Below are 20,451 nucleotides of genomic sequence, written 5' to 3'. Positions count from 1 at the left end.
TGGCGGAATGGCAGACGCAGGGGATTTAAAAAGCCTTGCGGAAACGACCGATGCGCTGAACCAGCAGGAAAACAGCCACTTCGGATCTCGGGCAAACGACCAACGGAACCCAAACGGCCAAGTTGGCGTCCAACAATCTGGCCAAGTTCACGCCCGGGAGCAGCTACTCAGCGCGTTGGCTGAGGCACTTCGAAGCGGAGACCTCACGGTAGCACGGATCGCCCATCGTGCGTTGGGTCAGTTGCTCGACGGCGCCGACCCTGGAGCCGTGGTTGACCTCGCCACCGAGCGGCGAAAGCGGGGTGAGTCGTGAGCGGCGTAGTGCGTGCTGCGCCTGGCCAGCGGCTGCGCGCGAAGCTCATCGAGGGCGACGGTCATCCTCTGGTGCGCCTCGAGGTCTGCGGACACGAGACGGATCTGGACGCCCTTCGCCTCGCTGCGCGCCTCGCCCGACATGAGGGGTGGGCTCAGAAAACCGGGCACCTCGACTTGCTCTGCGCCCTCGCTGGCACCCGAAAAGGCGACACGCTGATCGCCGATTGGGTGCGCCGCGGGCGCTCGAATCACCGCGTTGCTGTGCATCGGCTTCGTGGCGGCGTGCTTCGGTTCGTCGCAACCATCGAGGCCTCGACGGTCACGGAGGCGATGCGGTCGCTGCAGCTGGTCTACAGCTTTGCGCCCTCGATGCTTCGCCGAGCTCGCTCAGCGCTCCCTCTGCAGCGGCCAATCACGCGGCGCGCTGGCAAGGTGGCGCTCGAGCTGAGGCTGGCGCCGAGGTCAGGCGTGCGGCTCCGCTGTGAACTGCCTGCAAACCAGAACGGGGGTGCAGCGTGACCGCTTGCCTTGTACGCTCCAAAAGGTTGCGCCCTGCGGGATGGCCGTCCCCAGGGCGCACGACGGAAACGAGCTTCCGCGTGTCGAAGATACCGCCTTACGATCTGATCGTCGAACCCCTCGAAGCACTCGACCGCATCGAGGAGTGGCTCCGCAAGAAGCGGGTTGAGCTCGAGGGACCTGGAGACGACGCGTTTGCTCGGTACCAGCAAGGCGAAGACGTCGACCCGCACGCTCCGGGGTTCGTGGAATCCAAGGCGAAGTTCCACGCGCGCCAGGCAGTCGGCCAAGTTGGCCAGCACGTACCGGGACTGAAGAAGTTCTATCCGTGGAACTCCGACACAACGCGGGAGATGCTCACTGATCGCATTGGAGGGCTGGCCGGCTCGTGGGAGGTAGTGGCGATGGAGAGCTTGACTGTCGCGCAGCACTCTCACGCAACTAACGTTGCGATGGCTCTTCGTGCGCTGGCTCTCGCAGTGGACGATTCCGAGCGACTCGCTCTCGTGGTCGAGGCCGCGCGGAAAGTACTTCGCGCCCATGGTGAATCCGCCGACGCCCGTGAGGTCCGCTCCGCTGAGGTCCGGCGCTTCCTGAGCCTGTTCGAAGAAGAGATCGCCGAGGCGAAGGAGATCGCAAAAGCGTTCGAACTCGACGCCAAAGGGAAGACGCCCAAGTACACGCTCCGCGATTGCATGGAGGCGCGTCTGCGCCGAATGGCAGGCCTGTTGGTCGATGAGTTGATTCACGGAAACGGGGGCGTGTGGGCCGCTGAGTTTAGCGACCCTGCATTTCAAAACGTGCCTCGCATAGACAACGTTCCGCTCGCCAGAGGTGCTGCCGTGTGGCAACCACTGGCCAAGGCGATTGAAGAGAAGTTCCGGAAGCGTTGCGCCAGCGACGCCTACGTAAACGCTGACGCTCACGTGGACGCGGAACGATACCTTGCGGATGCGCTTGAGGTGCTGTTCAAGCTGTCGCCCTCAGATGCCCGAAACACCGTGAAGAACGCGGCGAGACGGCCGATGCGGGGCGAGGTGTATCGAGCGCCTCTCGGGCGGTACCAATCTAGGCTCCGGTTTAGGCGCAAGTAAAAGTCAAGGGGAGAGTTCACTCTTCCAAGAGTGAACCGCCCGATTCCTTGGGGTCCTCCGAGGCCTCATGGTGGGCGTCGTGGAACACACCCCGTCGATGCCGATCCCGCTCACCCGGTCACAGCTGTTCACGCTGGCCGGGCGGGCAAAAGTCGATCCCCGCACCGTGCGCGCTGTGGCCAGTGGCCGCCGTGTCCGCGGGGATGCCGGTCTGCGCGCGCGTCTCGCGCTGATCGCAGCTGGCTACCCGATCCCATCGGTCGCGATCCCCCCGGAGCCGCAGGCCTGAACAAAAGGAGCGCGGCCCACCGAGGGAAAGGAAAACCCGATGGGCCGCAGCGGAGTGACAATGGCAAAAGTAGCAGACAACGATCCGCACGGCAAGGTGAGGCGAGGAGCTAGACACAGCGCGCCTGTAGCGCCTGCCGCGGTCTCCCAGGCGAACTGCGAGTCAGCGCTTGGCATCCCCACGCGGAAGCACCTCGAGCTCGTGCGCACGCTGAAGCTCCCGCATTCCCGTGTGGGGTCACTGATCATCGTGGAGCTGCATGTGTACCTCGATGCGCTGCGCGGGATGACGGTCGACGAAGCACCAGCCAACGACGCGCCGACGATTGAAGATGTGCGCCGTGCCCTGGGAGTAGCCAAGCGATGACTGCCGCGATGAGCCCCCATGAGCTGAGGCTTGAAGTCGAGCGCACCCTCAGAGAACCACGTCCGTCGCTTGAGCTCGCTTCATGGTTGCTTTCGATGGCTCCCGCTGAGTCGCTCGAGGCTGTGGAGCTTCGGCGCGTCCTGAGTCTTGAGCTTCGGCGCCGGGGGCAGTCATGACCACGCTGGAGATTCAGCGGACAGTGCTGTCGTCTAAGCTTCCTGAGCCGGTCAAGATGTTGCTCTTGGCGATGGCGGTCCTTGCCGATGAGAACGGCGAGCACGGCGAGGGCACCGCAAGCCAGGCGGAGATCGGGGAGGCCATCGGCATCTCAGCCCGTTCGGTGTCGCGACGGCTCGCAATGCTTCGCAAGCGCAAGTGGTCACCGATCCAAGTCGAGAGCGAGCACACGTACCGAGACGATGGGCGCGGCAGGGCTGCCGACGTGTGGACGCTCGTCCAAGTTGATAACCGCCAGCAGTGTCCTGAACCGCTGCCCCGTCCGAAGCGCAAGCTGCGTGGACGGCCTCCAACGTGCCGCGTGTGGAACGCTGAGCACGCCTGGGAGATCCTCGCTCACGGGCGCAATGACGACGAGCTACCAGCCGAGCTGCGGCCAGTCATCGAACGCGGCCTGTCGTGGCTGAAGGGCGACGCCCACGACTTCTTCACCTCGATGGTGCGCGCGGGAAGGGTTGGCGATGGTCCTCTCCAGTTGTTGGATCTCGCCGAGGCTGACCTGGAGTGGCTGTTCAGCGACGTTGCCGATCACTGGCGACAGACGGGCGAGGTCCCCGACCTGACTCCGCCCAGCAGGACACCCGAGGTCCACGGTTACAACCCCGTTCACTCTGACCGATGGGGTGCGCTTCAGCGCCCACGGTACACCGAGCCGCTGAGTGACGATGAGCGCAGGTACGCAGGTGTCATCGCCTGGGGACTGGTACACAAGCAGACCGCATACGGCGCCGACGAGGACGACTGCCGCGGCTGGATCGCCTCCGAGCCGTTCGTCAAGCAGCTCCTCAGCGACCACCCCTTCGCCTACCTCGCGGTGTTCGACTTCATGGTTGAACTCGCCGAAGCTCCCGACCAGAACCCCGAGCGGCTGGCCCTGCTGGAAGCCGTACGGAAATGTGACTGCACTGGTGCTGACGTGGAGTGGCTCTACGGGCCTGCGCTCAAGCACTGGTGCGAGACCGGCGAGTTCTTGACGCCAGAGCTGTCCGTTATGACCGGGGAGGCAGCATGAACGCCGCAGACCTAACCGCAGCAGAGCTGGCGCAGCTGTTCCTGCGCCTGCCTCAGGTCGAGCAATCGGAGTTCATCCGCGAGGCTGGTCTGCATACGTTGCTCAAGGCGGCGAGGGGCGAAACCGGGCTACGGACCGATGCACGGAAACAGCCAGCGCGCCGCGAGATCGTGGCCCGTCGCTCCACACGCTGCGTCGTGTGCGGTGACGCGATCCAAGTCGGCTCGGACATCTTTTGGAGTCGTGACCAGGGAGCCTGGCACGTGTCCTGCGACCGGGGGCGCTCGGCGTGAAGTTCGACCCGCTCGGTATGTTGCGCGCGGTGCGTGACTCCGACCTGTCTCTCAACGAGCGAATCGTGATCGTGATGCTGACCAGTAGAGCCAATGAACAGGGGCGAGCACACCCATCGTTGCAGCGCATTGCTGACGACTGCGGAATGAGCCGTCGGTCTGCCATCCGAGCGATCGCCGACCTGGAGTCGAAGGGCTGGATTCGATGCTCGCGACAACGAGCAGAGAAGCAACACATCCCGAGCGTGTACACCGTGGTTCAACACCGTAGCGCCTCTGAGATGCCAGTGCCCCAGAGTCACCAGGGTAGTGACAGAGAGTCACCACCCCTAGTGACAGAGAGTCACCAGGGTGGTGACCACGAGACACCACGGGTGGTGACTGACAGTCACCGGGGTGGTGACAGAGAGTCACCCAAACTACCCAATGAACTACCCATACAACTACCCACTGAAGATCTAGGCGACGAGCCGAGGAGCGAAGCACCTCAACTCGCGCTCTCAGATGCCGACCTCGTTTGGTTAAAGCTCTCTCAGGGAACCAAGCGCAAGCTGACCCCACAACGCGAGGCAGCGATCCTCGACGCTCTGAAGCAGCTCGGGACCGTCGACGCGGTGATCGCCTACCTCGACGCTGCCAAGGCGAAGACCGGCAAGGACTGGACGGCAGCACTGGCCAGCGGCGAGCCCTTGAGGATCTTCGGTGCCTACGCGCTGGAGCTGTTCGCCAGCGAGGGGAAGCTTCCGGCGAGTCCCAAGGCAGAGCGACCCGATCCGCCCGAGGTGCGGGAGGCGTTCGTCAAGGTCCGAGACAAGTACTTCGCGGAGTTCGATCTCGCTCGAGGCACCAAGCCTGCGTTCGGTGGCGACGATGGTCGCGCGATCAAGCAGCTGCTGATCAGGTGCGGCGTGGAGAGCAACCCAGAGCGAGCAGCTGAGCGCGCCTGCGATGCCGTTGCCGGAGCCTTCGCGGACAGTTTCCACAAGGACAAGTGCTCAATCCAAACCATCGCCAAGGACCCGAACAAGTTCATGGGCCGTGTGCCTCGAGTGCAGCAAGGCGGGGAGCGCCAAGAGTTCCGGTTGCACAAGCGTAGCCCCGCGAACCCGCAGCCCGACGGGCGTCCGCTGAGTGACTTCGCTGAGGGGGGCTGGACGAATGGCTGACCCCGCGAATCGCGAGGAGCGCCACGCGGCGTGGGTCGCGTCGCTAGTCGATGGTGGCTGCCCCGTCTGCGGCACCGTGCCGGAGCCAAAGCACATCGGTTGCCGGGCGTGCTGGGAGCGAGCCGACAACGAACGGATGCGCCTGGCCGAAGTTGAACGCTTCACCAAGCGATTCGACGAATACACCGACGCCCTACCGAGCTTCCGCTTTGCGACGCCCGAGAACGCCGAGTGGGTGCGTCAGGTCCACCCGAAGATTCGTGAGGTGGTTGCTGCTTGGAACTGCCGGAGTTCGCTCATGCTGTTCGGCGAGACCGGCTGCGGGAAAACCACCAGCATCGTCGCCAGGCTCCGCGCGGAAGCTGAGCGCCTCAAGCAGCAAGCTCGTGATGGTGGTGAGCGCGTGTACTGGGACTTCATGTTCACCACGGAGGCGGACATCCTTGAGGCTCACCGGACCCACAAGCTCGGGACCGAGCTGCCGAAGCGCCTGAGGAGCCTCCGCTCAAGCAACCTCGCCGTGATCGATGAGATGGGGTTTCAGCCCGAGTACGGCATCCCGATCGTGATGCGGTACGTCGACGAACGATACCGCGAGGGCCGACCCACCGTGATCACCAGTGGGCTCACCTACGACGCGTTCGTGCGGCGCTACTCGCCCGCCCTCGTGCGCCGCGTTCTCCAGGCTGGAGACGGTGGCGACTACTTCGACCTCAGCCGCGAGGGACGCGGCTAACCGGCGCTCAGCGCCAGCAAGGACCAGCATGAACTACGACAACACCCCGAACCCCGCACCCGCACCTCAGCCAGCGCCACCAGCTCCCGAACCTCAGGAGCGCGATGAGCGTGACGAACGCGACGATGGGCTCCCGCCGTTCCTCGGGGGTGCGGCATGAGCCCCAAGAAGTCGAAGGCCGCGGACGTGGTAGCCGAGGCACCCGCTCAGTCTGCTGAGGTTGACCTGAGAGAGGCGACCAGCGCCGCCGACGAGTCCAAGCCCGTGGAACCCGGCGAGCTCGTCTGCGGGCCGCTCAGGCTCAAGCGTGACCCCACCGGCTATGGCTGGACGCAGGACCACGTGGGGCATCCTCCGCCTCAGCCGGCCGTGCGGGTGAACCCTGGGCCGCACGGCTGGCGTGGTTCGGCAATGCTGGGCCAGGCCGGGCTGGTCTCGACCAAAGCCACGCACGAGGACGCTCAGCGCGCGGCCGCTCAGCTCGAAGCAGACATCAACGCAGCGCTCGAAGCCGTGCGCCAGCGCCAGGCAGCGGCAGGGGCAAGCATCCGTGCCGGGCGCGAGTCAGCGCAGGAGGCGCGGCTCAGGGTGTCTCAGGCTGACAGGGACTTGCTCATCTTCGCTGAGAGGGTGGGGTGGCGTGGAGCGTGATGCGTGGCGCGTTGCCTCTCGGAACCGATAGCGTGCCTACATGTGGGGGCATAGGGGGCCGGGTAACAGTTGGAGGTGTCCGCTGTGCCGGAGGAGGCCTGAATTTGCCTAGGGTTATTTTCCCGGTGGAAAAAACTACGCACCACCACTACACCACAATCCCTCGCGAAAACTTCCAGGATATTCACGGGTTAAGCAGGTTCAGCGCCCCGCACAATGCCAATGACATTTGGTGGAGTAATACCAGCCGACTACAGCGCTGCGACACAAACCCCCTTGTTTTCTGCTGATTTGGAGATCGTAACCCAATGACACGTACCGCAAAATTAGAGCGATCGGCCGGATCCATAGCGCTCCGTAGAACTGGATTGCCCGTCAAGCGCGTCGCTCAGCGGCTCGGTATGAGCTGCGATCGGGCCGTCGGGCACTGGCGAACTGGTAGGCGGAAACCCCTTGAATCAAGCCGGATCCGCATCCGGGACGAGTTCGGCATCCCGGTTGAGTACTGGGAGCTGCCCGCGACCGCGGCGAAGCGGGACAAGGATGGTTGGATCGTTCCCGACGGCACCGAAGCGACCGCGCCCCCCACAGACCCGCCTGGGTTGGCCGTTCTTGAGATGCTCAAGGCCACCGACCGGGCAGCGACCCCGGCGGAGCGGCACCGCCGGCTGGCAGACGCCATTGGCGGGATCGCCGACTTCGTTGCCAACGACGAGCGTCCTGCCCGCTCAGTGAAGCGTCTGCGGCAGATCCGAGACGCGCTCCAGCAGATCGCAGCCGATGAGGCTGGGCCCGCCGAGTCTCCCAAGCCAGCGCGCCCCCAACGCCAACCCTCACCCCGCCGAAGCCGACGCGGCCGAAGCCGGGACTCCATGACCAACTAGCGCGCCCCCATGGCGCAGAAGGACAGACCAATGCCCAACGTACTGATCGACTCCAAAGCACTTGCGAACCTCCGCCGTGACGCCGCGCGAGCTGCGCCTCGCGCCTCGAAGCCAGCGCCAAAGGCGAAGACCAAGCCGAAGCCCACTGCAAAGCCACGCAGCAACCCGCAGCGCCAGGCACTGCTGGCTTGCATCGAAGCGACGCCGCTCAAGGCCGCCGACCATCGAGCGTTCAAGCTGTTCATCGAGAAGCACCCGAGCACCAGCCTCGACACGCTGAAGACGTTGCTCGGGGGCGAGCGCTACCACTACACCAACGCTTACGACGCGAAGGAGCGCGCCGAGCAGATCCAGGCGGAAAGCAAGGACGAGAGTCGGCGCCAGACGCAGCTGCGTTCGCGCATGCCGTTCACGCTGAGTTCCGAGGTGGAGCGCACCGTGATTCGGGATGCCGGTTGGGGCATCGGCGTTGTCCGCTGCCAGGTTCACCACCACGGGCAGTTCTATGTCGATCGTCGGCTACACGTTGCCCAGATCGAATCCATGCGGAGCCAGGGCGCCATCATCTACCCGATCAATCTACCCAACGCCCCGCGGATCGCGCGCGGTGTCGGCTGAAAAGGAAAACGACGATGTGGAACATCCTACCCAAAAAGACACCAACGTTTGAACTCAAGCTCGAGGGCCCCACCGGGCGCGAGGTCGACGAACAGCAGACCGCAGAGCGTCACGCGCTCACGGTGGAACACGTGAAGCGGGTCAAGCCCTTGAAGGAGACGCTTTCAAAGCTGCCGTACCCCGCCGGTGACACGATGCGGAACCGCGAAGCGGAGCTCAACCGCCAGATCGAAGACGAAAACGCCCGCCACAGGGCCGCCTTCGAGGAGCTGAGCGCCAAACACCAGCGGATCAACGAAGCCCGCGCACAGCGACTGTCTGACGCTTTCTCGGTGTTCATCGTGCCGCAGCTCCTCGGCTGGCTTCAGGATGGCAAGCGCCACTGGCTAGAGCGCCTCGCGGAGTACCACCCGAAGCTCAAGGAAGCGTCGGTCTACATGACGGGCCACGAGCTGCCGCAGACCCTGTACACCTATCGCCTCGCAGAAGCGATGTTGCTCAAGAACGGTCCTGCCAAGCAGAGCGACTACGCCCACGGACTCGCGAACGTGAGTGCGTATGACCTCATGGCTGCGCTCGATGCGGGCGACCCGGTGAGGATCGACGATGCACTCCACGTCATGGAACGCGTGCTTCGCAACGTGAACCGCGGCCTAGCGCCCATCGAAAACCCCACCTATGCCTGGCGCCGTCGCATGGTCTGCGACTACGTGGCGTTCTGATATGCCTCGCGGAAAAAAAGCCCAGCAAGCTCGGGGGACGGTCATCCCGTTCCCCGGGCCCCGCCCCAAACCGGCGGTGTCGCTCGCGCTTATCGAGTGGCAAGCCAAAGCGTACCTCGCGGATATGCGTCCGCTGTTCGAGCGACCCGAGGTGCGCCGCGGTCTATTCCGCGCGCTGCGCCTGCTGAATCCGAAGACTCAAACCGGGCGCGCGATCCGCCAGATGCTCGTGCTGTTCGCGCAGTCACTGGAGCAAGACTCGCCCGAAGCCGTCCGAGACTGGATCCGCGGCCGCATCATCGCTGGCCAGCGTGAGATCATCGCCGGCCTCAAGTCCGGAGCCGCGCGGCGGCTCTCTGGCGACTTTGAAGTATACCGCACGGAAAAGAAAGGTCAGGCGTAAATATGGCCGATAGTGCAACGTTCACCCTCAATCTGGCGGGCAACCTCGAGGACAACGCAGACGCCTCCGAGTCAGCACTTCAGGCGCTGCGCCAGTCGATCCTGGAAACGACGGCCGAAACCACGCGGATGCAAGCCGCACTCACGGCGATGAAGAAAGGCGGGCTCGACCAAAGCAACGCAGCCTTTCGCAAGCTGAGCGATCAGCTGGACGTGCACAAGAAGTCCATCGCCCAAGCCACCGCGCGATACACCGAGCTCGGCGGAGAGTTTGGCAAGATTGAGCCCCCAACGGAGAAGCTCAGCTTCCTAGACGAACTCATGGGGGCAGTCGACTTGAGCGCGACTGCCGTAGTCGGCGCCGTCGCTGCCGTCGTGGCGGTGCTCGGCGCCCTCGCGATTGGACTCGTCGCAGCGGCCGCCAAGCTGACGATGTTCGCCATTAGCAGCTCGGACGCGGCGCGCAGTCAGCGCATCATGCTGGACGCGATGCTCGGCTCGAGCGCCGCTGCAGCGAGCCTGCAAGGCGCGATAGGCAAGGTTGCGGCGAGCACTTCGATCGGCCGGGATGAGATCCTCGGCTACGCGAAGCAGCTCCACGCGGCTGGCCTCTCTGGCGCGCAGCTCGAGGAGGCACTCCAAGCGGTCAGCAACGCGGCGAGCGTCGGAGCGGACACCGGGAAGATCGTTTCCCAGTTGGCTGCCGCAAAGAATTCCGCGCAGCAATTCAACAAAGTGATCGACCGAACCAACGGCCTGTATGGCGACCTAGCCAAGCAGAGTGCGATCGGCTTCGGCGCGCAGATGACGCGGCTCAAAGAAAGCATCGGCGAGCTGTTCAGCGGTCTCGACCTGGAGCCGTTTCTCAAGGGGTTGCGGAGCATCACGAAGCTGTTCGACTCGAACACCGCCAGCGGGAAGGCGCTCAAGTCGCTGATTACTGCGGTCTTCCAACCCTTGCTGACTGGTGCTGCCGCGGCCGCGCCCAAGGTAGTTTGGCTGTTCAAGGAGGCCATCATCTGGGCGCTCAAGGCGGGGATTGCGGTGCTGAAAGTCAGGAACGCGATCCGCGAAGCCCTGCAAGGCCCGAACGCCGGACCTATCAAGGCAGCGCTATACGGCATCCTCGTACCGATCGCCCTCATAGCCATAGCCGCCGCAACGACCGTGACGGCGCTGGTTATCGGCTTCGGCTTGGTGGCTGCAGCGGTGTTCCTCGCGTTCCTGCCGTTCGCTCTGCTCGGTGCTGCGATTTGGTATATCGTGGATGCCGCGTCGACGCTCGGGGCTGCCCTGGGTGACGGCGTGTCGAGCGCCCTCGACTCAGCGAAGGAAAAGCTCGCTGCGTGGGTGAGCATCGGCAAGGAGTTCATCACCGGCCTGGCAACGGGCATCGGGAATGGACTGACCGACGTGGTGGCCGCTGCAAAGAAGGTCGCGAGCGGAGCCGTTTCCGCAGCTCGTGCCGTGCTCGACTCTCACAGCCCGTCACGGGTGATGATGAGCGTCGGTCGCGACACCAGCGAAGGCATGGCGATCGGCATGGACGATGGCGCCTCGGATGTCGTCTCGAGCGCGCAGAGCTTGGCTGCCGCGGCAGTATCGGGCGCAGACGGCGGGCCAGCGGGAGCGGGAGCGAAGGGAGGCAGAGGCTCAGGTGGCCTCACGATCCACGGACTCACCGTCAACGTGCATGGCGTCGACGGCGCCGACGATCCCGACTTCGCTATGAAGATGGCTAAGGCCTTCGAGCAAGCCTGCCTGATGGCGGGCTTCCCAATTGACCCGGAGTATGCGTGATGACTTGGATCGACCCTGACAAGAACCCCGAAGCGTGGGAGCAAGCCATCATTGGTGGCGTTCCCACGCTGGGTCTCGCTACCGTTTCCGGGGGGAAGTACACCCTTGGGTGGGATGCGAAGAAAGGCACCGCCAAGAGCGGCGCCAGCACCGTGTTTACCGGCAAGGAGCTCGCCGAGTGCACCTTGACGATCACGTTCTCCGACGGTGCGCAAGGCCTCAGCGCTTCCGACCAAATCGATCAATTCCTCGGTCAGATCGTTCCCATTCTGCAGAAGAGCGAGAACGGCAAAACCGCCATCGACTTCTACCATCCGCAAGTCTCGGAGCCCCCGATCGGTTTGACCTCGGTGGTGGTGAAGACGATCGGCCAGATAGAGAAACAGGATGACGGACTCAAGACCGTCACGGTTGAGCTGATTCAGTTCAAGAGGCCGAGAGCTGCTCCAGTGGCCAAGCCCACCGGCTCCGCCTCCAAGAGTCCGAGCGAGGAAACGGCGCAGGACGCTCAGGACCGCGTGATAAACGAACTTCGAGAAGTCTGGGAGGGTCTCCTAAACGGCTAACCATGCGGAAACGAGCAAAGGTGCCAAGCAAGCCCCGGGCACCTCGACCCCAGCCAGGTTCTAGGGCTTTCTTCCTGGCTGGGTGTGGCGCGCGGGCATGGTGGCGCAAACGTGAGCGAAGCGCTCAGGCCCTCGCCGGTGGCTCCAATGCCGGCGGGGGCGCCATCGGCGACTAGGGCATCGACTAGATGATGCCCAGGATGCGGGCTCGGGTTGCGAATGCTTGCAGATCGGTGAGGTAGGCGCGCAGGTCAGTGGCGTTGTTGCCAAACATCTCCAGCACCAACGTGGTCACGAAGGCCTGCAGGAAGTCCATTGCTCCATGGTCAGCGCGATTCAACCCAAGCAGGTATGCTTCCCTCTCTCGCTCGATGCGAGTCGGGAACGTCGGAACGCCCGGCGGCATGGCGCGCAGACGTATCGCGAGTGCGAGCAAGGTGATCATCCTTGCTGTCCTCCCGTTTCCGCCGGCAAACGGATGGATCCAGTTGAATCGCCACAGGGCGTAGGTGCAAGCCTCTGGGCTTTGAGCGCGCTCAAGAAAGTCGTTGATGACACCAAGCGCATCGACCACGTAGGTCTTCACCATCGCCGCGTCGGGCAGGGTGTGGCGGCTGTTGGATATCGTTACTTCCTTCGTGGCCGAGCGGTACTTCCCGCCGCACCCAAAGATCCCCTGCACCGCCAGTTCATGCAGCTGAAGCACGTGGCTCTCACGGATCGCTTCGACTTGCTGGTCGAGGATCAGATGCTCAACGTAGTTGAGTTGCTCGAGCGCGTTGTTCGTCTCGAGCTGGGCCTTATCCGCAGGGTCGCAGAGCAGCGCATCAAAGCGCGGGTCCACGCCCCGGGACCTTTGTTACAGCGATACGGGCGTGCTCGCGGGTCACGCTGGAGTTGTCCACCTTCGCCTGCCCATAGGCGAAGTCCTCACGCACGTCCGCCGTGCTGTACCGAGGCACAGTGCCCGATGCCTGGCTCTCCCGAACCTGGTCGATCGCCGCGTTGAGACGAGTGGTGAGTTGCTGCCTTTCCATGGGTGACAAAGGTAACACCTTTCAGGATCCTGGCGATGTTCGCCGCTGCCGATCGTTTTACGATCGGTCTATGTGCGCGAAAGCACAGGCCTCCCCAGATGGTTTCAAAGTTGCAAGGCCAGCTAGCCTAGCTAGCTCAGCTAGCAATACGGCCGTCACCGCCGACCGCTTTAGGTCCGAAGAATCGCCCCGCTGGCCAGCGAAAAAAGTGATCGGGCTAAGTGCCTGGAAACGCGTCACTTGTGGTGCCGTGGGGCGGCGCGCTGCAGATCGGTGCTTTACTTCGTCGTCGTTTGTGCGTACAAGTCCACGGAAGATGGTGAAGGCAGCGAAGACAGAGCGCATGCATTTGCGCCTGACACCCGAGGAGCTGGCGATGGTCAACCGCCTCAGCGACACCACAGGACTCAGCTTGAGTGACGTGGTGCGGCAGGCGATCAGACGCTGGCACGCGGAGTTGCCGGAGCCCCCACCATCACGCAAGAAACGGTAAACACAAGTCGGCCCGCCGAGGTGCAGCGAACACCGCGACGGGCCTAGCAGACAGGAGATCAAGCCTCATGCCTACGTCAGACCTCAATACCACTGCACCCAACACCTCACCAAGCAGCCGCGCCAAGGTGCCCGAAAGCGGCGAGCGGGAGAGCCCCGAAGCGCCCCGTTCCCAGGCTTCGACGGACTATCGCGCCGAGGCCTTCGAGCTCGTGGGCGGAAGCACCGCGGACCCCACTAGGGTTCTGGAAGATGCTGCGCACCAGGCTGCCGAGGAGCTTGACCGCGTCCAAGAGTACCTCGCTGACTACGTGCCCCGAACCGCCAAGGAGGAAAAGGCGGCGCAACTGCTACGCGGCATCGGGTCACGCCTCTCTGTCGCGCTCAGACTCCACGAGGAGCAAGAGCAAGCGGAGGAAGCCGAGGTGAGCAGCCCGCCCCAGGGCGCCCCATCAAAGGAGACTGCGGACGCGATGGCGCCCACGCTGTGCCCTGACGACGTGGAGAGCGTGTGCGAGGCGCTTCGGGCGCAGCCGGCTAGCGAGCGTTCGGGAGCAATGAACCCTGAGACCCGCGCCGTGGTGATGCGCGTGCTCAACCTTGAGTACTACGACGCAAACAGCTCAGCTCATGGGGGCGTTCTGGAGAGCGTCCTGTACAACGCGATCTTGGACTTGAAGGCGCTGCGCACCGCTGTGACAGCGAGTGACGATCGTGAGATCGCCGGGCAGGAACTGGAGAACATGTTCGACAGTCTGCTTGGTCGCATCGAGGCCGGGTTAGAGGTTGCGGGCGACATCGGCCGCGAAACCCGAAGGACTGCTTCGCCGACGATGAGCCGCGATGAGTTGGCAGACGCGCTGCGCGCGTACATCAGGGTCGAGGAGATCCAAGAGTCGGGAAACTCCCTCTTCGGGGCGCCGCTTCCCGACGAACTGAGGGAGGCGTTGATCACCGTCGTTGACCTGGAAGACAGCATCCCCACACCGCTAGCGTTCGCGGTCCATTCCATGAACGGGCTTGAGTACGAGGTGATGGACGTGTTGCTGGAGCTCGATGAGCACAGCCCGGCTTGGCGCAGTCTCGGCGCCGCGCTGGCTCAGTTCCGCGTCAGACGCGCGCTGCTCAACGAACTCAGGCAACGGCAGGGCAGCGAGGAGGACGCAGCGTGAAGCGCCCTCTACCACCCGAGAAGCGGCGCGCTACGGCGCGCCCTCGCCCCCACCAGCCACGCGCAGAGCTTAAGTGGGAGTGCGCGGTGTGCTCCACGTGGTGGGCGCAGAACGTCAACGTGTGCCGCGAGTGCGGCACCTCGCGAGGAGCTGGGGTTCAGCTCGAGATTGGAGGGGAACATGGCTGATCGAAAGCCTGAGGTAGAGGAGCCGTGCGACTCGTGCGGCAAGGTTGTTGAACTCGAGAGCCATGGCGGCACGATGACCGAGGACAACAAATGGCTTTGCACATGGTGCGCTGAGGACCGCGGGGATCCCCACGTCGCGATGTTCGAGGCAGAAGCCGAAGCTTTCGCGCTGGCCAACTGTCGCGTCACTGCAGCGATTGCGCCATTCGACAGTTCGCAAGGCATGCCATCGCGCTACCAGCTTGAGGCGTTGAACAAGTGCACCAACCACAGCGTGTTACACGCACAGTTGTGCGGGATCGCGGATGACTCTCGCCGAAAGGCCTACCGCCGCGCGGTGTCCCGTCGACTCTGCAGCATGGTCGACTTCGCGAACACTGGGGATCGGCTGGTGCTTCATTTCGAGGAGGAACCGGCGGCTCCTGGAGCAATCGAAGCGGAGGGGGTTGAAGTTCTCCCGCTTCTAAAGGGGGGCGACCATGCCTAAGCCGAAGTCAGAACAGGGGTGGGGCCACGGACAACTAATCCCCACGGAAGCGGGGTTCAGCTGGCGCGCTCGCCTCGCGGGGCTCGGACGAAAGACGTTCGCGCTCCGCGCCGGGCTCACTGAGCGCCAGGCGCAGGCCCGCGCCGGCATCCTTGCCACGACGAAAGCGCGCTTGCAGAAGGCTGGCGCGCCGCCGGATCGCGTGGAGCGCATCCTCACCGAAGCGGCCGGCGCCGATGACGTGATGCTGAAGCTGGTGCTCCAGGTCGTAGAAGAGGACTGCGCAGGCGAGATCTACGACGTGACCGCCGGCAGCGCGAAGCCGACGTTTCGAGACGTGGCGCGCCGCTGGACGAGCGGCGAGCTCCACGCCGAGCACGAGGATCACGTTCGGGAGAAAGACTCGACGCGAGACGCTCAACGGCTCGCGAAGATCATGGACACCCTGATCGGCGCCTCGAAGTTCGGCGATCTGCCGGTCGACCGCATCGAACTCAAGCACTGCGACGCGGTGATGGCTGCGCTTCCGAAGAACCTCTCACGCACCACGCGGCGCGCCTATGGCCAAACCATGAGCAAGGTGTTGAGCCTCAGCGTGTTTCCGCTCGGACTCAGGGAAGCGAGCCCGATCCCCGCGAAGTGGCTACCACGCGCAGACAAGCCACCAGCGTTCACCTACTTGCGACCAAGCGAGGACGCGAAGCTCATGGGGTGCACGTCACTCCCGCTTGCTCAGCGTCTGCTGTTCGGCTTCCTGGCCCGCGAGGGTTGCAGGGTGGGGGAGGCCGCGGCGCTGCGCTGGCGCGACGTGGACCTCGAGATCGGCTCCATCCTCTTAGAGGACAGCAAGACCGGGGAGAGCCGCACCTGGGCGCTGGGTGACGACGTGGCGGCGGCGCTTCGACTCTGGCAGGGCATCACCCGGGCGAGCGAGCCGAGCGATCTGGTGTTCACCGACGAGCACGGGAGGCCTATCCGCGAGGAGAGCCAGGCCGAGCAGCTCCGCGCGGCGTTGCTGGTCGCTGGGGTGAACCGTCACCAGTTGCACCACGACGGGCCTAGACGCTCGAAGCTTCGAGCTCACGATCTCCGCGCCGGGTTCGCCACGCTCTCCCTCGCCAGCGGCAGGACAGAGGATTGGGTGCGAAGCCGTACGGGTTGGACCTCGAGCGCGATGGTGGCCCGCTACCGGCGCCAGGCGAACAGCGCGGCAGACCTGAACCTCGGTTGGTACCACCGCATCGACCGGGCGATCCCGGAGCTTGCGCGAGCCAGCGATGTGAATGAGACTGCCGAACCTCCAACGGCCAAGTTGGACAGCATCTTGGCCGCTGAACCACCAAGGCCCCTTGGCGGAATGGCAGACGCAGGGGATTTAAAATCCCTCGCCCTTTGGGCATCCCGGTTCGAGTCCGGGAGGGGCTACCAGCTAGATTCGCCGAATGACGCGCTCGGCACCCACTTCCACGACACTCGCACCTTCGCGTCGCCGGGTCTGCTCGATGAGCTTATCCCCGCGGATCCCCCCAGGCTCGACGAGCTGGCGACGCTCCCAGCCTGGACCTAGCTCCGGCGCTGCTTTCCACTCGCCCAGGTCGTCAGGCAGTGGCTCCTGGTGCAAGCGCTTGCGCTCCATTTGAGCGAGCAGGCTGATGGCGATGGATACGGCGAGCGGCAGCGCCAGCCACAAGTACATCATGTCAGCGGTTGAGCTTGGCGGCGGCTTCGTCCATGAAGCGGGCGAGCTTGATATCCAACTCGCTGATCCCACCGCTGTCATGGGTGGTCAGTTCCACCTCAACGCGGTTGTAGACGTTGCTCCACTCGGGATGATGGTTCATGCGCTCGGCGCACAGCGCGACCTGGGTCATCCAGCCAAACGCGCTGACGAAGTCGTTGAACTGAAAGCGCTTCACCAAGCGATCGTCGCGCCGCTCCCAGCCTTCCAAAGTTGCCAGTTGGGCGTCGAGGTCGCTCGAACTCATGCCAGGAACGCTAGTCGAGGCGCGCGCTTCGCGCCAGCCTCGTCCCTCGCTCCGCTGGTTGTGCTAAAGGCGCGCCCGTGAAGTACGACGTGTGCATCGTTGGAGTCGGGACCGCCGGAGCGGCTGTCGCTCTCCAGTGCGCGCGCCGCGGGCTCTCCACCTTGGGCATCGAGCGCAAGTCGCTCGAGTCGGCAGGCGCTCACTGGGTCAATGGCGTCGCGCTTGCAGCCTTCGATCGCGCGGAGATCCCGCGCCCCCAGGCACCGGAGCTACGGGGCGGGCATGGCAAGTTTCACTTGGTCTGCGGCTGGGGCCCCGAGCGGCTCAGCCTGAGCGATGAGTGTGTCGTGGAAGTCGACATGCGCCATCTCGTTGCACGGCTGCAACGAGACGCGCGGGCTGCTGGTGCCGAGCTCCGGAGCGGCGTGCGCGCCGAGCGCCTGCAGGGGGAGACGCTGCACACCGACCAAGGCCCGATTGAGGCCCGCTACTTCGTCGACGCCTCTGGCCTGAGTGGGGTCGACCTCCTACGTATCCCCGAGGTACCGAGGGACGACTTGTGCGCCGCTGCTCAAGAGGTGCGCTTGGTGACCGATCGGGCTGCGGCCGAGCGTTACTTCGAGCAACATGGTGCTGCTCCCAATGAGACGCTGTGTTTTACCGGGGTAGCAGGCGGGTACTCCATCCTCAACCTGCGTCTACACGGCGACGAGATCAGCATCTTGACGGGGAGCCTGCCGTCTCTGGGGCACGCCTCCGGCAAGCGGCTTCTGGATGACTTCGTGACGAGTCAGGCTTGGGTCGGGGAGCGCGTATTCGGCGGTGCACGCGCCATACCGCTGAGGGCGCCGCGGGGTGAACTCACCCGAGGCAACGTGGCGGCCATCGGTGACTCCGTGAGCCAGGTGTTTGCCGCACACGGATCGGGGATTGCCGTGCAGCTGGAGTCCTCAAAGATCCTTGCGGAAGCGATCGCGCTCGGCGACCTACACGAATACTCTCGCCGCTGGCAAGCGCGCTACGGGCTGACGTTTCGTATCTACGATCTATTCCGGCGCTTCAGTCAGACCCTCACCCCCGACGAGCTCGCTGGCTTGTTGCGCTCGGGCCTCTTGGACGAAAAGAGCGTCCTCGCTGGCTTGCACCAGGAGCTGCCGAAGTCCAGCCTGAGCGAGCTGGGTGCCAAGCTACCTGCGTTGTGGGAGCAGCGCTGGATCGTCGGGCGCGCGCTGAGCGTGGCGTTGCGCGAGCTCGCGTGAACCCGATCTCGACCATCCTTTGGCACAGCCGCTTCAGGCCGCGTTGGCTGCTGGGGATTTGGGGGTTAGGCGCGCTGGCCTGCGCTGAGCCTCCCCCCAAGGCACCCGAGCCCGTGCTGATTGAAGTTCAAGGCGATGACGAACCCAGTGAACCGCTCGAGCTACGGAGAACGGTGGAAGACGTCTCCGATCGCATCGTGTTCAAGGCCACCGGGAACGTTGCGATTCGGCGTTTCCTTAAGGATCTGTTGGGCGCGCTGCTGCGGTCCGACCTCAAACACTTTCTCGAGCTCTGCGAGCCCGAGAACCTGGCGGGGCAGCGCCAGATGGGGATCGGTGACGAGCAGTACATCTCCGAGGCGCTGGTTCCCTACTGGTCGCGAGCCCGCATCGACGGGGACCTGGCCGAGGAGGACGCACCGCGATTTCAAGCGAGCGATCTGCGTCGCATCCAACGCTTCGTGATCCAGTCGATTCGAAATGTCGAAGGGCGCCCCGGCCGCATCCAAGTGAAGGGGCTGCTCGAGCTGTCGGAGTCCGTGTCTTTCGAGTTCGAACTCTCGTTGCGACGTGACGGCGAGCACCTCTGGCTCGACCCACCAGTAGGTTGAGCCGTAAGCCCGCGGATCGACTTCGGGTTGTGGGATTCTCACAAGGGAAAGCGGAGGCGGCGCAGTCGGCAGCGCCGTCTGCAGACTGCAGCGGTGTAACAATCCTCTGTCACGGTGCTCGTGGTGAGAGACATCGGGGGCGGCCGTTTGGTAGGTTCCAGGGATGCGCTTCAAGTCCTTGCTGCTCCCCGCCCTGATTGGGCTTGGTTTTGGCCTGAATTCAGCTCCCGCCCAGGCTCAGAGCTGCGATCCTCCGAAAATCCTGTTCGTGATGGACGCATCTTCGTCGATGAACCAGACCACGACGGGCGGAATCACCAAGTGGGACGCCGTCCAGAGCGCCGCCCACGCGGTGTTCCAGGCTCACGGCGCGGCGGCACAGTACGGCTTGATGACGTTCCCGGGGGCGACCGGGGGCTGCGCGGCGGGGGATGTGTTGGTGTCGATGGCGCCTGACACCGGGGCGACCATCGAGTCCACGCTCGCGAACTTGAATATCCCCACGGATAATGCGACGCCCGCCGGCCAGACGCTGGTGAAGGCGTCTCAGCTAACCGACTTGCCCGACTACGTCATCTTCATGACCGACGGCTGGCAGTTCTGCGATATCGACACCTCCGGCGCACCGGTGTGTGCGACCCAGAGCGACTGCACGCTGATGGGTGCGTCGCCCTGTCCTAGCTGCAACTCGTGCCAGGGCGGCACGTCAGACCCCAACTGCGCGGGCCAAAACGCAGATGGCTGCTACTGCGTGCGCAAATGGCCGGTGCGTGGCGTCGAGGCGCTGGTCAACGCGGGCGTCGTGCCCTTCGTCGTCGGCTTTGGTTCGGCGACGGACGTTGTGACGCTCAACCAGGCCGGCGCCGCGAGTGGCGTGGCGGATCCGTCGTGCGACCCGAACTCAGCGTCGCCGAGTTGCTACTTCCAAGCCACGAGCCCCAACGATTTGACGATGGCGCTCGACGCGATCGTGGCGAGCCTGGTGACGGAGACGTGCACCGGAGACTGCGGCATCGAAGGCACGCGGCAGTGTACTTCGTCGGGTTGGACCCAGTGCGACGCGCCGGCGACCGTAGCCTGCACGACCGCTTGCGGGGACGGCACCCAGACGTGCGTGAACGGTGAACTGGGCGCTTGTGAGCCGGGTTGCGCGACTGGCGGTGCCGGCGGTGGTTCGTCCGGCGGGGCCAGCAGCGGCGGGGCCAGCAGTGGTGGTGCAAGCTCCGGCGGCGCGGCCAACGGGGGCTCCGCTGGGACCGACGCGGGCGGATTCGGTGGTGATGGCTCGACCAACGGCGGTAGCGGAGGGGACGGGACCACCAGCGGCGGTTCCGCAGGGAGTGCGGGTAGCGGCGCCGCGGGTAGCAATGGCGCCGGAGACCAGAACGTCGGTGACGACGGCGGTTGCGGTTGCCGCCAGGCGCCGAGTGCGCCCGCTGGCAGCGCCGGCTTGCTCGTGGTGCTGGGCGCGTTGCTCTTCAGCCGTCGCCGCCGCCGGGCCTGACCTGCGTATCGCGCGAGCGCCAAGCGGCCGCCGCTCAGCCCTTCCA

General features: G+C 64.6%; 27 protein-coding genes, 1 tRNA gene and 1 pseudogene. 24 read left to right on the top strand and 5 right to left on the bottom strand.

The genetic code is table 11. From position 1 onward, the window contains the following. The first annotated feature begins 7 nt into the window (after window positions 1–7). From H6718_03280 to H6718_03205, 16 genes are all read left to right on the top strand, one after another. A complete protein-coding gene (locus tag H6718_03280) occupies window positions 8–313 on the top strand; it encodes a hypothetical protein (protein MCB9584389.1) in 306 nt (101 codons plus the stop codon). After that, a complete protein-coding gene (locus H6718_03275) occupies window positions 310–834 on the top strand; it encodes a hypothetical protein (GenBank protein ID MCB9584388.1) in 525 nt (174 codons plus the stop codon). Before H6718_03280 ends, H6718_03275 begins: the two co-directional genes overlap by 4 nt. 80 nt (window positions 835–914) lie before the next feature. Then, on the top strand, window positions 915–1,928 hold the full coding sequence (locus H6718_03270; protein MCB9584387.1) for a hypothetical protein: 1,014 nt from the start codon (window positions 915–917) through the stop codon (window positions 1,926–1,928). Between the two features lie 67 nt (window positions 1,929–1,995). Next, window positions 1,996–2,217 carry a hypothetical protein gene (locus H6718_03265; GenBank protein MCB9584386.1) on the top strand — a complete coding sequence of 74 codons (222 nt, stop codon included), beginning with the start codon at window positions 1,996–1,998 and terminating at the stop codon, window positions 2,215–2,217. Window positions 2,218–2,277: 60 nt separating this feature from the next. Next, window positions 2,278–2,583 (top strand): hypothetical protein, encoded by a 306-nt coding sequence (locus tag H6718_03260; GenBank protein MCB9584385.1) that lies wholly within the window; start codon window positions 2,278–2,280, stop codon window positions 2,581–2,583. A gap of 172 nt (window positions 2,584–2,755) precedes the next feature. Continuing rightward, window positions 2,756–3,832 (top strand): hypothetical protein, encoded by a 1,077-nt coding sequence (locus tag H6718_03255; GenBank protein ID MCB9584384.1) that lies wholly within the window; start codon window positions 2,756–2,758, stop codon window positions 3,830–3,832. Beyond that, the gene (locus H6718_03250) at window positions 3,829–4,125 is read left to right on the top strand and encodes a hypothetical protein (protein ID MCB9584383.1); all 297 of its coding nucleotides are present in this window, start codon (window positions 3,829–3,831) and stop codon (window positions 4,123–4,125) included. The genes H6718_03255 and H6718_03250 overlap by 4 nt, the downstream gene beginning before the upstream one ends. 29 nt (window positions 4,126–4,154) lie before the next feature. Beyond that, entirely contained in the window at window positions 4,155–5,291 is a 1,137-nt protein-coding gene (locus tag H6718_03245; protein ID MCB9584382.1) for a helix-turn-helix domain-containing protein, read from the top strand. Further along, complete coding sequence (locus tag H6718_03240) at window positions 5,284–6,027, top strand: ATP-binding protein (GenBank protein ID MCB9584381.1); 744 nt, start codon at window positions 5,284–5,286, stop codon at window positions 6,025–6,027. Before H6718_03245 ends, H6718_03240 begins: the two co-directional genes overlap by 8 nt. Before the next feature lie 156 nt (window positions 6,028–6,183). Next, window positions 6,184–6,678: a hypothetical protein gene (locus H6718_03235; protein ID MCB9584380.1), complete on the top strand. Its 495-nt coding sequence runs from the start codon at window positions 6,184–6,186 to the stop codon at window positions 6,676–6,678. Between the two features lie 401 nt (window positions 6,679–7,079). Beyond that, a complete protein-coding gene (locus H6718_03230; protein ID MCB9584379.1) occupies window positions 7,080–7,562 on the top strand; it encodes a hypothetical protein in 483 nt (160 codons plus the stop codon). Window positions 7,563–7,592: 30 nt separating this feature from the next. Further along, the gene (locus H6718_03225) at window positions 7,593–8,180 is read left to right on the top strand and encodes a hypothetical protein (GenBank protein MCB9584378.1); all 588 of its coding nucleotides are present in this window, start codon (window positions 7,593–7,595) and stop codon (window positions 8,178–8,180) included. Window positions 8,181–8,194: 14 nt separating this feature from the next. Then, on the top strand, window positions 8,195–8,902 hold the full coding sequence (locus H6718_03220; GenBank protein MCB9584377.1) for a hypothetical protein: 708 nt from the start codon (window positions 8,195–8,197) through the stop codon (window positions 8,900–8,902). A gap of 1 nt (window position 8,903) precedes the next feature. After that, the gene (locus H6718_03215) at window positions 8,904–9,305 is read left to right on the top strand and encodes a hypothetical protein (GenBank protein MCB9584376.1); all 402 of its coding nucleotides are present in this window, start codon (window positions 8,904–8,906) and stop codon (window positions 9,303–9,305) included. Window positions 9,306–9,307: 2 nt separating this feature from the next. Continuing rightward, entirely contained in the window at window positions 9,308–11,104 is a 1,797-nt protein-coding gene (locus H6718_03210; protein MCB9584375.1) for a hypothetical protein, read from the top strand. Beyond that, window positions 11,104–11,670 (top strand): hypothetical protein, encoded by a 567-nt coding sequence (locus H6718_03205; protein ID MCB9584374.1) that lies wholly within the window; start codon window positions 11,104–11,106, stop codon window positions 11,668–11,670. The genes H6718_03210 and H6718_03205 overlap by 1 nt, the downstream gene beginning before the upstream one ends. A 184-nt stretch (window positions 11,671–11,854) precedes the next feature. Here the strand turns inward: H6718_03205 and H6718_03200 are convergent, their stop codons facing one another. Continuing rightward, on the bottom strand, window positions 11,855–12,514 hold the full coding sequence (locus tag H6718_03200; protein ID MCB9584373.1) for a Fic family protein: 660 nt from the start codon (window positions 12,512–12,514) through the stop codon (window positions 11,855–11,857). Then, window positions 12,498–12,707: a hypothetical protein gene (locus H6718_03195; GenBank protein ID MCB9584372.1), complete on the bottom strand. Its 210-nt coding sequence runs from the start codon at window positions 12,705–12,707 to the stop codon at window positions 12,498–12,500. The genes H6718_03200 and H6718_03195 overlap by 17 nt, the downstream gene beginning before the upstream one ends. 316 nt (window positions 12,708–13,023) lie before the next feature. Between H6718_03195 and H6718_03190 the strand changes: the two genes are divergently transcribed. The 3 genes from H6718_03190 to H6718_03180 all read left to right on the top strand — a co-directional run bounded on the left by H6718_03190 (window position 13,024) and on the right by H6718_03180 (window position 15,046). After that, window positions 13,024–13,200, top strand: a complete 177-nt coding sequence (locus H6718_03190) for a ribbon-helix-helix protein, CopG family (GenBank protein MCB9584371.1) — start codon at window positions 13,024–13,026, stop codon at window positions 13,198–13,200. 67 nt (window positions 13,201–13,267) lie between these two features. After that, window positions 13,268–14,371 carry a hypothetical protein gene (locus H6718_03185; protein MCB9584370.1) on the top strand — a complete coding sequence of 368 codons (1,104 nt, stop codon included), beginning with the start codon at window positions 13,268–13,270 and terminating at the stop codon, window positions 14,369–14,371. Window positions 14,372–14,551: 180 nt separating this feature from the next. After that, window positions 14,552–15,046, top strand: coding sequence for a hypothetical protein (locus H6718_03180; GenBank protein MCB9584369.1), 495 nt, complete (start codon window positions 14,552–14,554; stop codon window positions 15,044–15,046). A 34-nt stretch (window positions 15,047–15,080) separates the two neighbouring features. Here the strand turns inward: H6718_03180 and H6718_03175 are convergent, their stop codons facing one another. Beyond that, entirely contained in the window at window positions 15,081–15,548 is a 468-nt protein-coding gene (locus H6718_03175; GenBank protein MCB9584368.1) for a hypothetical protein, read from the bottom strand. On the opposite strand from H6718_03175, the pseudogene H6718_03170 reads away from it, so the two are divergent. Both H6718_03170 and H6718_03165 read left to right on the top strand, forming a co-directional pair. Next, window positions 15,483–16,247 (top strand): annotated as a pseudogene (locus tag H6718_03170) (tyrosine-type recombinase/integrase). The gene H6718_03175 and the pseudogene H6718_03170 sit on opposite strands and share 66 nt — an antisense overlap. A 142-nt stretch (window positions 16,248–16,389) precedes the next feature. Next, a tRNA-Leu gene (locus H6718_03165) sits at window positions 16,390–16,474 on the top strand. 1 nt (window position 16,475) lies between these two features. Here the strand turns inward: H6718_03165 and H6718_03160 are convergent. Together H6718_03160 and H6718_03155 are read right to left on the bottom strand one after the other, a co-directional pair. Continuing rightward, window positions 16,476–16,745 carry a hypothetical protein gene (locus H6718_03160; protein ID MCB9584367.1) on the bottom strand — a complete coding sequence of 90 codons (270 nt, stop codon included), beginning with the start codon at window positions 16,743–16,745 and terminating at the stop codon, window positions 16,476–16,478. 1 nt (window position 16,746) lies between these two features. After that, complete coding sequence (locus H6718_03155) at window positions 16,747–17,031, bottom strand: 4a-hydroxytetrahydrobiopterin dehydratase (protein MCB9584366.1); 285 nt, start codon at window positions 17,029–17,031, stop codon at window positions 16,747–16,749. A 77-nt stretch (window positions 17,032–17,108) separates the two neighbouring features. Between H6718_03155 and H6718_03150 the strand changes: the two genes are divergently transcribed. From H6718_03150 to H6718_03140, 3 genes are all read left to right on the top strand, one after another. Continuing rightward, window positions 17,109–18,290, top strand: a complete 1,182-nt coding sequence (locus tag H6718_03150) for an NAD(P)/FAD-dependent oxidoreductase (protein ID MCB9584365.1) — start codon at window positions 17,109–17,111, stop codon at window positions 18,288–18,290. Further along, entirely contained in the window at window positions 18,287–18,901 is a 615-nt protein-coding gene (locus tag H6718_03145) for a hypothetical protein (protein ID MCB9584364.1), read from the top strand. The genes H6718_03150 and H6718_03145 overlap by 4 nt, the downstream gene beginning before the upstream one ends. A 163-nt stretch (window positions 18,902–19,064) precedes the next feature. Further along, the gene (locus tag H6718_03140; GenBank protein MCB9584363.1) at window positions 19,065–20,405 is read left to right on the top strand and encodes a VWA domain-containing protein; all 1,341 of its coding nucleotides are present in this window, start codon (window positions 19,065–19,067) and stop codon (window positions 20,403–20,405) included. Window positions 20,406–20,451 lie beyond the last annotated feature (46 nt).

The sequence above is a fragment of the Polyangiaceae bacterium genome, from assembly GCA_020633205.1.
Classification (GTDB): Bacteria; Myxococcota_A; Polyangia; order Polyangiales; family Polyangiaceae; genus JAHBVY01.
This window is presented reverse-complemented; position numbering and strand designations above follow the sequence as displayed.